This is a genomic window from Pontibacter oryzae (assembly GCF_003576375.1).
Taxonomy (GTDB): Bacteria; Bacteroidota; Bacteroidia; order Cytophagales; family Hymenobacteraceae; genus Pontibacter; species Pontibacter oryzae.
Genome location: NZ_QWGE01000003.1, coordinates 36,088 through 50,319, shown reverse-complemented (window position 1 = coordinate 50,319; position 14,232 = coordinate 36,088). Strand labels below are relative to the sequence as shown.

Below are 14,232 nucleotides of genomic sequence, written 5' to 3'. Positions count from 1 at the left end.
TGGTGAGGACATCAAGGAGTTATGAAGCTTAACCGACACTGCAGCTAACAAGCACTTACTAAATACCACGCATGCATATTGCCATACTTAACCAGCACCATCACAACCCGGATTGCCCCGCTACCTGCCGCCATTACTCTTTTATGCAAGAGCTGGTGCAACGCCATAAGGTAAGTTTGGTTACCAGTGATGGCTGGCGGCGCACCCGCATTACCCATAAGTATAGCTGGGTGCCTCGTGGCGTGGAGTTGCTGGAGTGCGAGGCACCATACGCCAACAAGATGGGCGTGCGCAAGCGCCTGAAGTCTTTTGCAGGCTTTGCGGGGAGCGCTTTTAAGAAGGCTATGCAAATGCCTAAACCGGATGTGATTTGGGCTGTGTCTACGCCGCTAAGCACGCCCTGGGTAGCAGCACAGGTTGCTAAGCTCCGGGGCATTCCATGGGTGTTTGAAGTACAGGACCTGTGGCCAAGCTTTCCGATTCAGATGGGCGCCGTGCAGAACTCCTGGCTGCAACAAAGGTTGTATAAAATGGAGAAGAGCCTTTACGAGAGCGCCAGCAATATCATAACCCTCTCCCCGGACATGACAGCGTACGTTGCCGGCCTGGGCATACCTCAAGATAAGATCACGACCAACTACAATGGCACCGACCTGGAGGTGATAGATGCTGTAGACCCACAGGATGTAGCAGAGCTGCGCCAGAAGTATAACTTACAGGGAAAACGCGTGGTTTTATATGCCGGAACCTATGGGCGTGCCAACAGCATACCTAGCTTAATGCAAGCCATGGAGCATCTTGCCAATGATGAAAGTATAAAATTCATACTTACGGGTAATGGGTATTACGAACCGCAACTCCTAGAATTGGCTCAACGTTTACCAAATTTGTTATTGTTGCCGTCCCAGCCGCGCGACGAAGTGTTTAAGCTTTTTAAATTAGCAGATGTATCATTGGTGCCTTTTAACAAGATACCTGTGCTAGCCAGTAACTCACCTGCCAAGTTTTACGATAGCGTGGCCTGCGGTACACCTACTATAGTAACAAATCCCGGCTGGACAAAAGCATTTGTAGAAGAACATAATTGCGGCTGGTATGTGCCCGCAGAGCAACCTGAAGCGCTTGTGCAAAAGCTACAGGAAGTGCTTGCAAACCAAACGCAGCTAACGCATTTCAGCCAAAACGGAGAAGCAGTGGCCCGAAAATTATTTGATCGGAAAAGGCTTGTATTGGATGTTGAAAAAGTTCTTCTAAAAGCTGCAGCTAAAAAATAGTAATCTCAACAAACTGCTTTAAGTGTCTTAATATTAGTGGTTTATAATGATGTTTTTCGTGTAAGTTTTACTTACAAAGTATAGGTGTTGCATTTCTGGCACATCATTTGGAATACGGAAAATAACTGAGCAGGAATCCTAGGTCTGTACGCTCAGCGATTCACCCATATTAACCGAAAAGATCATGAAGAAGATAATTGCAGCACTAGCATTAGGAATACTGGTTACAGGAAGCACTTTTGCACAGACATCTCCACAAAAAGAAGGCAAGCACCGCGCAGAACACCGCAGCGAGCGCAAAGATAAAGTGAAGAAAAGCCCGGAAGATCACGCTAAGCTCAAAACCGAGAAGCTAAGCAAGCAGCTGGATCTTAATAGTTCGCAAACAAAGCGCCTGATGGCCCTTAACCTGAAGCAGGCCCAGGAGATGCAGGCTATGCGTGCCCAGCACCAGAAAGGCGATAAGCGCAACCCACAGCACCGCAAACAGATGCAGGCCGCCCACACCCGCTGGAATGCAGAGCTAAAGGACATCCTCACTAAAAAGCAGTATGCGCAGTATGAGGCTACCCGCGAGGAGCAGCGCGCCAAACACCAGCAAGGCCGTGAACACCGTAAAGGCCAGCGCGGCGAAAAGCTGGAGCGCCAAAGCTAAAGACTAGAGAGTACATAATTAAAAAGGGTGAAGCTGTAACGGCTTCACCCTTTTTGCTTCTAGATGTATGCGTGTCTATTCTTTTAGCACCATATCGATGCACATGATGGAGCCAAGTATAAGCGTGCGCAGGTTGTTGTCTTGCGGTACGTGGTCTGTAATGCTGAGCATGTAGTTATCTGCCGTCGTGAACAGCTCTTTGCCCATGCCGGCCCATTGCTTGCTAACCTGTGCAAACTCCAGTGAGTCCTTTACAAACTTAAACTCCCAGCTTGCCCATTCGCCCTGTAGCGCAAATAGGTAATTATCGTGGGCATCAAAAACGTTAAACTTGCCACCTAGCGAGAAGAATTTCTGTTTCAGTTTACCGATTACTTCGTCGTTCTCATCCAGTACCTCTACCGTAGACACAAAAAAGGCAACGCCGCGGCGCACCGTCAGCACTTTTTCGCCGGCTGCGGTTCTAACCTCAATGCGGAAGGGAGTCATGCGTTTGTAATCCGAAAAGCGCAGCAACCGTGTAAGTATGCCCAGGTTTTCCTCGCGGCAGGTAAGCGTTAGTTCCTGCGTGTGCGGGTTATAGATGTCGTAGTTGTTGGAGGCTTTAAAGATGCCGGTGTGCTCTTTTACAAAGTATGCGTTTTGGTTTAAGGCAGGGTGCATAGGGTAAGTTTGTTCTGAGTTTTATGTGATATCCTAAATATAGCGGAAATCAAGTATAAAATGCGTTACAAACTGTTTTCTCTCCTGTATTGCAGCATTTCCTCCCTCGATTTAAAAAACCTGACCCTTAAGTTTGGCTTGTTGATATAAAACCGGCTATTGCGCGCGCTGAAAGCTAGGAACTTACTATTAGATAAGAAAAGTATTCACCAGAAACAGGAAAACGTTCTCATCACTTTCATACATCCGTAGCATCTTATTCCAAGCTTCAGGGCTAAACTCGAGTTTAGTGCCGCTGTTGTCGCTGTAACTCCATTTGTTGAAGACGCTCTTTTTGAGTTGGGCTTGCGCTTTACCGGCTCGGAACTCCAGGTTTCCGGAGAGATCTCTTTTAACAGAGGCTTTTACACCGCTTCTTTTTTCCTCATAAGTGGTATTGCCAAAAATATCTGTGCCGATTTCGACTTTGCCATTCCTGTTATCCTCTATGATAATATTATCAAGTATGTCAACATCAAACTTGGCCTTGTATCCTCTATCTGATATGAACCGGTTAATTACCTGCCTGAAAAAGTCAACTCTAGCTTCTTCATCTGTTTGCAAGTATTTGTAATTCAGATCGAGGTACTTTTTGGCAAAGGTCAGTTCGTTTTTGTTGTTATCCGTGAATATGAGGTTATCAAAAACATCTTTCTTCAAAGAAGCTTCATAGCGCTGCTCTTTAGACTCATAATTCAGGTTTCCGAAAACATCAAGCTTCAAATCCTGAGCCTGTAACTTCAGGCTAGCCACTGTAAGCAACAGTAAGATCAAGTATCTTTTCATAGGGGTTGGTAGATGGTGTATTAATTGGGGGGACGGATATTATCAATAATGTGCAGTAGCTAAACTATTGGTGTTGTTAACGGATTAATTTTAATCAAAAAATGAAAGCCAGATAGCGCCACAAATTAAAGGAACAAAAATAAGTATCAACTGAAGTAACCACTCTAACGTGGTTTGTTCCAATGATTCTTTGTTTGTTGCGTACCTCGTATTAAAATACATATGCCTGTTAAGCTTTCTTTGCACTATCATATCAAATACTTTATACAAAATCACGAATACTAAAGGACTTATATAGAATGGAGCATGGGACTTTTCGAGAGTGGAAAGATTGTGAACATAGTTCGCAGTATATATGCCGAGAATTAAGACTCCTATTACAATGTAACAGGTAAAGACAATCCTATTTCTCAAATATTTATGAATCGGGGGCACAATAAAGGTGGGTGCCCATACCAAGAATAAAGCTATATAAAGCATTTTTGAGTTTCCATATTGATAGCCTAACTAGTGTATAAACAAACGTTTTCCCGCTTATCAGCAGAAATGAGTAGATAAGCCAAATAGCTTCCTCATACAATATAGCATCATTCCGATATTTTTTGCAAATAAAAAGCCTGCCGCAAAAAGTAGTGCAGCAGGCTTTTATACTTTATACTCCTCCGAGTTTATTCTCAGGATCGTCGGGGATGTTAGGGAAGTTCTTCTGGAAGAAGGCGCAGAAGTGGGTGAGGGGGCATTCCTCGCACTTCGGGCGGCGGGCCACGCATATGTAGCGGCCATGCAGTATCAGCCAGTGGTGCGCTTTAGAGACTAGCTCGTTCGGGATGTTGGCTACCAGCTGTTTTTCTACCTCCAGCGGTGTTTTGGCGGTTTTAGTTACCAGGCCCAGGCGCTTGCTTACCCTAAACACGTGCGTGTCTACGGCCATGGCCGGCTGGTTCCAGATAACCGATACTATTACGTTGGCAGTTTTGCGGCCCACGCCCGGTAGCTTCACCAGTTGCTCCACTGTGTCTGGTATCTCGGAGTTAAACTGCTCTACCAGCATTTTGCCCAGCCCGGCCAGGTGCTTGGCCTTGTTGTTTGGGTACGAAATGCTCTTTATCAGCGGGAAAATCTCCTCGGGCGTGGCCGTGGCCAGTGCTTCGGGCGTAGGGTAAGCCTCGAAAAGGGCAGGCGTTACCATGTTCACGCGCTTGTCGGTGCACTGGGCGCTTAGCACTACGGCCAAAATGAGCTCGTAGGGGTTGCTGTATGCCAGTTCGGTTTCGGGCTCCGGAAAGTGTTGGGTAAAGTACTCAATCAGGAGCTTGTAGCGTTGCTTCTTCTGCATAAAAAAGTTTGCAATCGGTTAAGACTGCAAACTTAAGCTTTTTGAGTAATTTAATATGTTCTGGACGGAACGCTTACTCGGGACCTTAGAGGCGCCATCGAGCAGCTGTTGCAGCCTTAGCAGTTCGGAGCAGCCCTCGGCCAGCTCGGTATCTTGCATAAACGCGGATTCCAGCTGCGTGCAGGCGTCTTCGGCCAACTCGTCATATACATACTGGATCAGCTCATTCTGAGTAGAGGTTTTTATCATACGCAATATTACTTTTTAGCATCTTCTTCCTGAGGTTGATAAGCGCATAGCGCATACGGCCCAGGGCTGTGTTGATGCTCACACCGGTGGCGTCGGCTATCTCCTGAAAGCTCATGTCTGCGTAGTGGCGCATCATCAGCACTTCGCGCTGCGACTGTGGCAGCGTTTGGATAAGCTCACGCAGACGGGCATGCGTGTCCTCTTTAATCTGCAGCGACTCAGCCGAGTCCTCAGAAAAAGACATCGTGTTAAACACGTTGCTGCCGTCTTCCAGTGTGATCACCGGGCTTCGTTTCTCTTTACGGAAATGGTCTATTGCCAGGTTATGGGCAATACGGCATATCCACGACGAGAACTTGCCTTCCTCGTTGTAGCGGCCGCCCTTCATGGTATGGATGGCTTTAATAAACGCATCCTGCATAAGGTCCTCCGCTGTGTACGAGTCCTTTACAATTAATAAAATAGTAGTGTAAACTTTGTTCTTGTGCCTGTTTACTAGCTGCTCAAACGCACTCTCATTACCTTGGATGTAGAGCGAGACTAAAGCAGAGTCGCTCATCTGGGTAGTTGTATTCATCGTAAAGCTACATTAGGTTAACGTAGAGCTTTATATCATATTGTTGCGTTTACTAGGTTATAACAGATTTTTTCTGAAGTGTAAATCAAATATATAGAATGCCTTTTAGATGTGCAAGAGCACTCACTGCTATTCCGTGAAAAATTTAGCAGGCCGTATACTTGCTATCTTACTTTTGCGTTGCGCCTGCCAACCTATAAATAAGGTATACGCAGGAATAATTAAAAATATAATAAGATGAGTTAAATTTATTTTTCAACATATAGTTTAGCTATATATTTTCTCTGGTTGCTTCCTTTCGGATTAGACTAAAGCTTAAAAAAATGCTTTAACGTGATCTTAGAAATTAACTTATTGCAACTGACACATCCCTATAGTTTCAAATAGACGTATTTGCGCTCGCGAGGCCGCGTTTTCGCGCTCGGTACTGTGTTTCCTTTTGCGCCAGGGCGTTGCCCTACGGGCATCGGATCTCACAAAAAGAGGTCCCCTGCCCTTAGTGCCTCTTAGAAAAACTGGAAATGTGATGGCTTTGATGTAATAAAATCGAATACAAGTTTACGTTATACTTTAGAAATGGAGAGCCGGGCAGGATTTGCTATGCCTGGTCTAACAAGCTGAACAGGCCCATACGCATTTGGAAAACTCGGGCAATGTTCATGGCTTTCTGCTTTGCTTCTTCTGCCTTGTTACCTTCAAACAAATCATCCACGGTTTTTATAAACAGGTTTAGCCAAGCCGTAAAATGCTCTTGTTTTATGGGCAGGCGCGCATGCTTCGGAAAAGGACGCCCTGCATACGTTACGCTTCCTAAAAGCAAAGAACTCCAGAAACTATACATCACAGGCAGGTGTGAGGCCCAGTCTACTTTAGCAAAATCGTTGAAAACAGGTGCCAGAAGCGGATGCTGGCTTATGCTGGTATAGAAAGTATCTACAAGCAGTTTTATATCCTCCTCCGTTGTAATGTCTCGTTTCATATTCTGCATGGCTTGGCTCGTTTAATAGCTCAGTATTTTATCAGTTTACAAAGCAAGCTAACTTTTAAGCCCGGAAAAATGATTTATATCAGCGAAGGGAAGTTTCATATAAAAGGTAAAAGGCATAAAAATAAAAAATCCTTCGAGAGAGCTGAGGAATCTTCGAAGGATAGTCTTACAATATATTAAGGTGATGCGTAAGCGTTACTTTCTGCTGTAGCCTTTTAAGCGGTTCAGGATAAGTAACAGGCGGCGGTTAATGTCGCGCTCCTCTACAGGGCTGCATTGCGCCGAGATGTTGGATGGCTGCTTTAACTTGGCCTCCACATTCTTCAGGTGTTCCAAATAACACTCCAGCGTAGTACACGAAACATTCTTCATCATGTCTTCCTCAGCCTGATGCTCCTTTTTATACTTAAGGTTTATGGCCTGGGCGATTTCTGAATTTATGAATTTCGTTACTGCGTCGTCAGTAGTTATCTCTTGCTGGCACACCTTTCGTTCAATGTTATCCAACAGGTTTTTGATGTCCAGTGCTTGCATGGATTCCAATTTTAAATGAATATTAATTTTATCAACGTCTTACTGCCTTCAAGATACGCGCCAAAAAAACATGCGTTGGCTCAGAAATTATACTTTTTGATTTAATAAAGCGTGAGCCTCTTTCATAACAAAGAGGTAATAAAATATTTTTGCTGGCATTGTAATATCGGCGCTGCAGCACCTTTGATACGGGTTTGCCTACTGCAAAAAGGTGAGTAGTTTATACCCCTATTTGCGAAGCATAGTTACAAACAACACTTATATTTTTAGCAAGTATTTTGGATGTTATTGTGATAAACGAATAAAATAGCTGGTGGTCTGCACTTTGTCAGGCGAAGATCCCCTGTCGGCATTGCTCCAGCCACGCTAACGCGTTATGCTCGCTTATAAAGTAGCGCGTATGCAAATGGGCACCATAGCTGATGACGTCTGATACAGGCGAGGTGGCAGATACAAGATTCTGGCGCTGTAATGGCGACATAAGGTATGCTACATATATACCCTTATCCGAGAGTTGGCATGCCGGCGGTACCACATGCTTTATAAACCATTCGCGCTCTACTGATGTGGAAACATTACGCATGCGCAGGTCATGAAGCCAAAAACAGGCTTTATGCTGTGTGGCTATTCTTAAGGAGGCAAAATACCCTTCGGTAAACTGAGGCATCTCTACAGCCATGTGCCACCTGCAAAAAAGCACATCAAGGTCTTTGCGGTAAGATACGGCCAAAAATGGAAGTTCCTGTTTATAAATGGCTGTCATAAGGTATGGGTTAAAATGAAGGGCGCGTGCATTATTCGCCCTTTTGTCAGATACTTTTAACGCCACATAGTATCTTTTCTCACGGACCGGATAGAACCCGGATAATGTTATTATAAAGCCTGCTTTCTGCAATATAATAAAAATATATATTATAAAGGAGTGGTTATACGCAAGTTAGGCGTGATAGATATTAAAATAACTATACTTTTACATTGTGTACGGGAAAAATGATCACTAACGGATAAGCCTTTTGGTGTAGCTTTACAGCCTCAATAGATATCCAAAGTACACATGAGCCGCACTCGCCTCCACGACCCATATGCTGTTCTCAGAATCCCCGATTTTCGCCTGTATGTTGTTGCCCGGCTATGCATTACACTTGCCATGCAGATACAGGCTGTTATTGTAGGGTGGCAGATCTATGAAATGACCCAGAACCCGCTCTCGCTTGGCCTTATCGGCTTAGCCGAGGCTATACCGTCCATTGTGGTCTCGCTATATGCCGGGTATATTGCCGATGTGGTGGAGCGCAAGAAAATCATACTTGTGGTTATTACGCTATTAGCCTTCTGCTCGGGGGCATTATTGTTTTTTACGCTGGATACAAACCAAGTGCTGGCAACTTACGGCGCACTGCCGATATATGGCGTTATCTTCGTGAGTGGTATAGCGCGCGGGTTTATGGGGCCTGCCGTGTTCTCGTTTATGCCGCAACTGGTGCCCGGCAAGCAGCTGTATGCCAATGCCATTACCTGGAGCACCACTACCTGGCAGGCGGCATCGGTGGCAGGGCCGGCCATTGGGGGCTTGCTCTATGGCTTTTACGGCATCAAAGCTTCTTACAGTGCCGATGCTATACTTGTGCTGCTGGCTTTAGTATCGTTTAGTATGATCAGCGGAAAACCCTTGCCGGAAAACGCCAATCCGCAGAACCTGAAAGAAAGCCTGCAATCAGGCATCCGGTTTGTATTTGGCAACCAGGTTATACTTAGCGCTATCTCGCTAGACCTTTTTGCTGTACTTTTTGGTGGAGCGGTGGCGCTGCTTCCGATTTTTGCTTCTGATATACTTTTGATTGGCCCGCAAGGTCTCGGTATGCTTCGTGCCGCGCCTGCCATTGGATCGGTGCTGATGGCTATACTTATGGCTTATAACCCGATAACGGTAGAGGCAGGCAGAAAAATGCTTTGGTGCGTGGCAGGGTTTGGAGTGTGCATTGTGCTATTCGGGCTGTCGCGCAGTTTCTGGTTCTCGCTAGGGCTGTTGGCCCTGAGTGGCGCCTTTGATAGCATAAGTATGATTATCCGCTCAACCTTGATCCATACCTTAACCCCGGAATACATGAAAGGAAGGGTTTCCTCGGTAAACAATATCTTTGTGGGCTCTTCTAACGAGATTGGGGCCTTTGAGTCGGGGTTTACGGCCAGGCTGATGGGCACAGTACCGGCTGTGGTCTTCGGCGGCATTATGACGCTGGTTGTAGTAGGCGTTACAGCCTTAAAAGCTGATAAATTGCGTGTGCTGGATTTATCGCCTAAAGATGCCGTATAAGCAACCAAGCCTAAAACAGTCGCGCCCCTAGTAAGTATAAGTTGCTAGAGACGCGACTGTTTACTGTAGAGCTATACTATACCATAGCCCGTATGTGTACAGGCTTTATCTTCTTATTATAATTCTTGTAGGTACGCTTATAACAATATCCGCTGATAACAATCCAAGCTTTCTTGATCTACTTTTTCCATATCGTTCTGTTTTTAAAAGATTAACTTAGGATAGGAGTAGAGATATACTCTTGAAGATATAAATATTGTTTAGCCTACTCAAGTATAATTCGCTGCCGAACTGTTTTCTGGCCAGCTTTGGCCGACAGGAGGTACATGCCGCGCAGTTGTTGCAATTGTTGCTTTGTAAGCCTTAACTCAGAGTTTTGGTCTGTTACGGTTTGCTCGAAAATTACTTTGCCGGATAAGTCTTGTAGCTGCAGCTGTATTTCCTGCTGTTGGTTAGGGTTAAGCAGGCTGATGTCGCAATCACCGTTTTGGCACGGGTTAGGCGCTAGTATAACCTGCAGCTCCTGCGCCATACTTTCGGAGGCATTAACGGCAATAATCTTAGAATACTCAAACTGCCCGTCAAAATCTACTTGTCTCAGGCGGTAATAGTTTGTGCCGGGCTTTGGCCGCTTATCCTGATGGGTATAGTATAGCATCACGGAAGAGTTACCATGGCCCTGCACTAGCCCGATCTGCTCAAAAGCCTTGCCGTCGGGGCTGCGCTCTATCTCGAAGTGGCTGTTATTGTCTTCGCTGGCGGTGCTCCATTCTAGTGTAATGCCATTGGCTGTAGCGGCTCCTGTAAAGCTTGCCAATTCTACAGGCAGCGGTGTAATCGAAACGCAAGGGTCCCCAGAGTCTAAACCGGCTTGCAGGGCTATCGCGTTGCTTAGGAACGGGAAGTTAAATGTAAAAAATGGCGTGCGTATAGTTATAACGGAGACAGTGGAAACCAGGACATTCGGTGTTGCCAGAAACAACTCACTGTCTACAGATAGCTGCACAATAGGGTCGGCTAGCAGGCGGGCCCTGGAATAGGTAATTGCCGATCCGCCAACAGGCGTAAATGTAAAGGTTTGCACATTGCTACATGCAGCCACTGTTGAAGGCGTGGCGCTAACCACAACAATCAGGTCATCTGGGTTCAGAGGGTCTTGGAGCACTGCTTCATATTCTAAACGAAAGCAATCGCCTTCATAAAAGCACCGCGAAGGGCCATAGTATTGCGCCTGTGCCTGAGACGCCCCTAAAAACAAAAACACTAGCAGGAATAGATATTTATGATAAGTAAAGTTTTTCATAGCAGGATGAGTTAACGAGTAAAAAAACAGGTCTGGGTGGCGGAACTGGCACTGGCATAAGGGTATGGGCCAAGCGGCAGCATGGGGATGCATTATGTGCCGGGCGCTGCTAAGGGTGGGGCAGCTCAGCGAGGCATTACAGGCAAAGTAACTGCCGGAGGTTTAGTAGTTCGTTTATAGTACGGCGCTAATGTTCTGGCGTTAGGAGAGTTACATACTATTTGGTGAAGTGTACTATTATTTGGGCAAAGCGTTTTTTAGGGAAGCCCTTTCAGAAACCAGCAGACGTTGCGCCACGCCTGGTGCAGGTAACACGGGCAGCACGGTTTGTAGCAACAGCCGAGCCTCAGAATTTAGTATGCTGCGACAGGCAGTGCAACAAAGCCCTTCAAAAAGAGGTTATCTATTCGTAACTTTACCAATTAATAATCAGCGTAAAAATGGCCTCTGCCGTGGTGGGTTATACTTGCCAGAGAGGCCTTATACTATATGGCTAACACACCTGCAGATAACCTGGACGAGCTTGATGCCCGCCAGAACATAATAATTAAAGGGGCAAGGGTACACAACCTCAAAAACCTGAGCGTGGCGCTGCCCCGGAATAAGTTTATCGTAGTTACCGGTTTATCGGGTTCTGGCAAATCATCGTTGGCGTTTGATACCCTGTATGCCGAGGGCCAGCGCATGTACGTAGAGAGCCTTAGCTCGTATGCGCGCCAGTTTTTGGGCCGCATGGATAAACCGGATGTCGATTATATCAAAGGCATCAGCCCGGCCATCGCCATCGAGCAAAAAGTAAGTATAAAAAACAACCGCTCCACGGTAGGCACCAGTACCGAGATTTACGATTACCTCAAGCTGCTTTACGCCCGCATTGGCAAAACCTACTCGCCGGTGTCCGGGGATGTGGTAAAGAAGGATACGGTAACGGATGTGGTAAACTTTATCTTCTCGCTGGAGGATGAGGCCCGCGTGATGATACTGGCGCCGCTGCAGCAGCACAAGGAGCGCACGCTGGCCAAAGAGCTGGACCTGCTGCTGCAAAAAGGCTATTCACGCATCTACGCCAACGAGCAAGTATACTTTATAGAGGAACTGCTGGAGGAGAAAAAGCCGAAGCTGGGCAAGGAAGTATACATCCTCGTTGACCGCGCAGTTATTTATACTTCGGACGAGGACCTGCAATTCCGGATCGCTGACTCGGTGCAAACGGCCTTCTTTGAGGGCCACGGCGAGTGCCGCCTGTTGTACGGCGATGGCCAGGAGCGCGTGTTCTCGGATAAGTTTGAGCTGGACGGGATTGTGTTCGAAGAGCCATCTGTTAACTTCTTCAGCTTTAACAACCCGTATGGCGCCTGCCAAACCTGCGAGGGCTTCGGCAGCGTGTTGGGCATCGACCCCGACTTGGTTATCCCTGATAAAAGCCTGACAATATACGAAGGAGCCATAGCGCCCTGGCGTTCTGATAAGATGAACGAGTGGTTGCAGCCTTTGCTCAAAAACGGCATCCGCTTCGATTTCCCGATACACAGGCCATACAACGAGCTGACGGAAGCGGAGCAGGAGCTGCTCTGGACGGGTAATAAATTCTTCTCTGGCCTCAACGCCTTTTTTAAGGAGATACAGTCGCAAACGCACAAGATACAGTACCGCGTGATGCTGTCGCGGTACCGTGGCCGCACCACCTGCCCCGATTGCAAAGGCTCGCGCCTGCGCAAAGATGCTAGCTACGTAAAAGTGGGCGGCAAAAGTATAACCGACCTCGTGCTGATGCCAATTACGCAAGTGCTGCCGTTCTTTCAGAATGTAGAGCTAACGGAGCATGAGCAAAATGTGGCCGAGCGCCTGGTAACGGAGGTAAGCAACAGGCTAAGCTATTTGCAGCGCGTAGGCCTGGGTTACCTCACGCTTAACCGCCTTTCAAACACTTTATCCGGGGGCGAGAGCCAGCGCATTAACCTGGCCACCTCGCTGGGTAGCGCATTGGTGGGCTCCATGTATATCCTGGATGAGCCAAGTATAGGCCTTCACCCCAAAGACTCCGAGCAACTGATCGGGGTGCTGCGCACGCTGCAGCAGATCGGCAACACGGTGATTGTGGTGGAGCACGAAGAAGAAATGATGCGTGCCGCTGACCAGCTGATCGATATTGGGCCGGAAGCAGGCTCTGGTGGCGGTAACCTGATGTTCCAGGGCACTTTTGAGGAACTGGCTAACTCCGCCGATACTTACACAGCCAAGTACCTGAGTGGTCGTTTGGAGGTGCCTGTGCCAACCCAGCGGCGCAAGTGGCGCAACGCCATAGAGCTGCACGGTGCCCGCGAGAACAACCTGAAAAACCTGAGCGTGAAGATTCCGCTGGGCGTGATGACGGTGGTAACAGGCGTGAGCGGCTCCGGAAAATCCACCCTGATCAAGAAAATACTGGCTCCGGCCATGCAGAAGCTCCACGGTTCCTCGGCAGAGGCAACCGGTAAGTTCGACAAACTGGCCGGCGACTATAATGCCATTCAGCACGTGGAGTTCGTGGACCAGAACCCGATCGGTAAATCGTCGCGCTCTAACCCGGTAACTTATGTTAAAGCCTACGATGCCATCCGCACGCTGTACGCCGACCAGCCGCTGGCAAAATCGCGCGGATTCAAGCCGTCGCATTTCTCGTTTAACATAGAGGGCGGCCGCTGCGAAGTATGCCAGGGAGAAGGGCAGGTGAAAATTGAGATGCAGTTTATGGCCGATATCTACCTGACCTGTGAGAGCTGCCACGGACAGCGCTTTAAGCAGGACGTGCTGGATGTAAAGTATAAAGACAAGAGCATCTCGGAAGTGCTGGACATGACCATTGCCGACAGCATCGAGTTTTTCGGCGAGCTGCCAAAAATCGTGGAAAAGCTGCGGCCGCTCAACGATGTTGGCCTGGGCTACATCCGCCTGGGGCAGTCAAGCAATACGCTTTCGGGGGGCGAGGCGCAGCGCGTAAAGCTGGCTTCTTTCCTTACCAAGGGCGCGCAGCCGCACCAAAGCGACATCCTGTTTATTTTTGACGAGCCAAGCACCGGCCTGCATTTCCACGACATCAGCAAGCTGCTCACATCCATCAACGCGCTCATCGAGAACGGCAACACCGTGGTCATCATCGAGCACAACATGGATATTGTGAAATGTGCTGACTGGATCATCGACCTGGGCCCTGAAGGCGGCACCAACGGCGGCCACTTGCTGTTTGAGGGCACGCCCGAAGAAATGGCCAAGCTAGAGGATAACCACACGGCAAGGTTCCTGAAGACCAGGCTGTAAGTATAAACCGAAAGAGGTGGATATGATAGGTTTGCAAACTATACCGGAAGATCAATGATTGGCCTTGTTCTAATGTAACGGTTGAAATAGCGTATAAAGCTGATTCAAAACGGTAATATTACATCTTGGGCAATACCTACTTATAACACAGGTAGTTCTTTTTGAGGGTTTGGTTTAAATATATTAAGTGTTTCAGGTAGCAATTTATTGTTTAACT

13 protein-coding genes are annotated in these 14,232 nt (G+C 47.3%); 4 read left to right on the top strand and 9 right to left on the bottom strand.

All coding sequences use genetic code 11. The annotated features are described in order from the left end of the window. Positions 1-71 precede the first annotated feature (71 nt). A complete protein-coding gene (locus D1627_RS08915) occupies positions 72-1,274 on the top strand; it encodes a glycosyltransferase family 4 protein (protein ID WP_119431914.1) in 1,203 nt (400 codons plus the stop codon). Positions 1,275-1,458: 184 nt separating this feature from the next. Further along, entirely contained in the window at positions 1,459-1,929 is a 471-nt protein-coding gene (locus tag D1627_RS08910; protein WP_119431913.1) for a DUF4890 domain-containing protein, read from the top strand. Between the two features lie 75 nt (positions 1,930-2,004). Here the strand turns inward: D1627_RS08910 and D1627_RS08905 are convergent, their stop codons facing one another. The 8 genes from D1627_RS08905 to D1627_RS08865 all read right to left on the bottom strand — a co-directional run bounded on the left by D1627_RS08905 (position 2,005) and on the right by D1627_RS08865 (position 7,864). Then, positions 2,005-2,592, bottom strand: coding sequence for a phospholipid scramblase-related protein (locus D1627_RS08905; protein ID WP_119431912.1), 588 nt, complete (start codon positions 2,590-2,592; stop codon positions 2,005-2,007). A gap of 189 nt (positions 2,593-2,781) precedes the next feature. Then, positions 2,782-3,417 (bottom strand): hypothetical protein, encoded by a 636-nt coding sequence (locus D1627_RS08900; RefSeq protein ID WP_119431911.1) that lies wholly within the window; start codon positions 3,415-3,417, stop codon positions 2,782-2,784. A gap of 652 nt (positions 3,418-4,069) precedes the next feature. Continuing rightward, positions 4,070-4,753: an endonuclease III gene (gene nth, locus D1627_RS08890; RefSeq protein WP_119431909.1), complete on the bottom strand. Its 684-nt coding sequence runs from the start codon at positions 4,751-4,753 to the stop codon at positions 4,070-4,072. An 18-nt stretch (positions 4,754-4,771) separates the two neighbouring features. Continuing rightward, positions 4,772-5,002: a hypothetical protein gene (locus D1627_RS08885; RefSeq protein WP_119431908.1), complete on the bottom strand. Its 231-nt coding sequence runs from the start codon at positions 5,000-5,002 to the stop codon at positions 4,772-4,774. Then, positions 4,977-5,579 (bottom strand): RNA polymerase sigma factor, encoded by a 603-nt coding sequence (locus D1627_RS08880; protein WP_119431907.1) that lies wholly within the window; start codon positions 5,577-5,579, stop codon positions 4,977-4,979. The genes D1627_RS08885 and D1627_RS08880 overlap by 26 nt, the downstream gene beginning before the upstream one ends. A gap of 598 nt (positions 5,580-6,177) precedes the next feature. Further along, entirely contained in the window at positions 6,178-6,558 is a 381-nt protein-coding gene (locus tag D1627_RS08875; RefSeq protein WP_119432505.1) for a group III truncated hemoglobin, read from the bottom strand. Between the two features lie 204 nt (positions 6,559-6,762). Beyond that, positions 6,763-7,101: a hypothetical protein gene (locus D1627_RS08870; RefSeq protein WP_119431906.1), complete on the bottom strand. Its 339-nt coding sequence runs from the start codon at positions 7,099-7,101 to the stop codon at positions 6,763-6,765. A gap of 328 nt (positions 7,102-7,429) precedes the next feature. After that, positions 7,430-7,864: a hypothetical protein gene (locus D1627_RS08865; protein ID WP_119431905.1), complete on the bottom strand. Its 435-nt coding sequence runs from the start codon at positions 7,862-7,864 to the stop codon at positions 7,430-7,432. 291 nt (positions 7,865-8,155) lie between these two features. Between D1627_RS08865 and D1627_RS08860 the strand changes: the two genes are divergently transcribed. Continuing rightward, the gene (locus D1627_RS08860; RefSeq protein WP_119431904.1) at positions 8,156-9,415 is read left to right on the top strand and encodes an MFS transporter; all 1,260 of its coding nucleotides are present in this window, start codon (positions 8,156-8,158) and stop codon (positions 9,413-9,415) included. Between the two features lie 265 nt (positions 9,416-9,680). Here the strand turns inward: D1627_RS08860 and D1627_RS08855 are convergent, their stop codons facing one another. Further along, positions 9,681-10,718, bottom strand: coding sequence for a T9SS type A sorting domain-containing protein (locus D1627_RS08855; RefSeq protein ID WP_158607163.1), 1,038 nt, complete (start codon positions 10,716-10,718; stop codon positions 9,681-9,683). Between the two features lie 489 nt (positions 10,719-11,207). Here D1627_RS08855 and uvrA point away from each other — a divergent pair, with 489 nt between their 5' ends. Further along, entirely contained in the window at positions 11,208-14,015 is a 2,808-nt protein-coding gene (gene uvrA / locus D1627_RS08850; protein ID WP_119431902.1) for an excinuclease ABC subunit UvrA, read from the top strand. Positions 14,016-14,232: the final 217 nt, after the last annotated feature.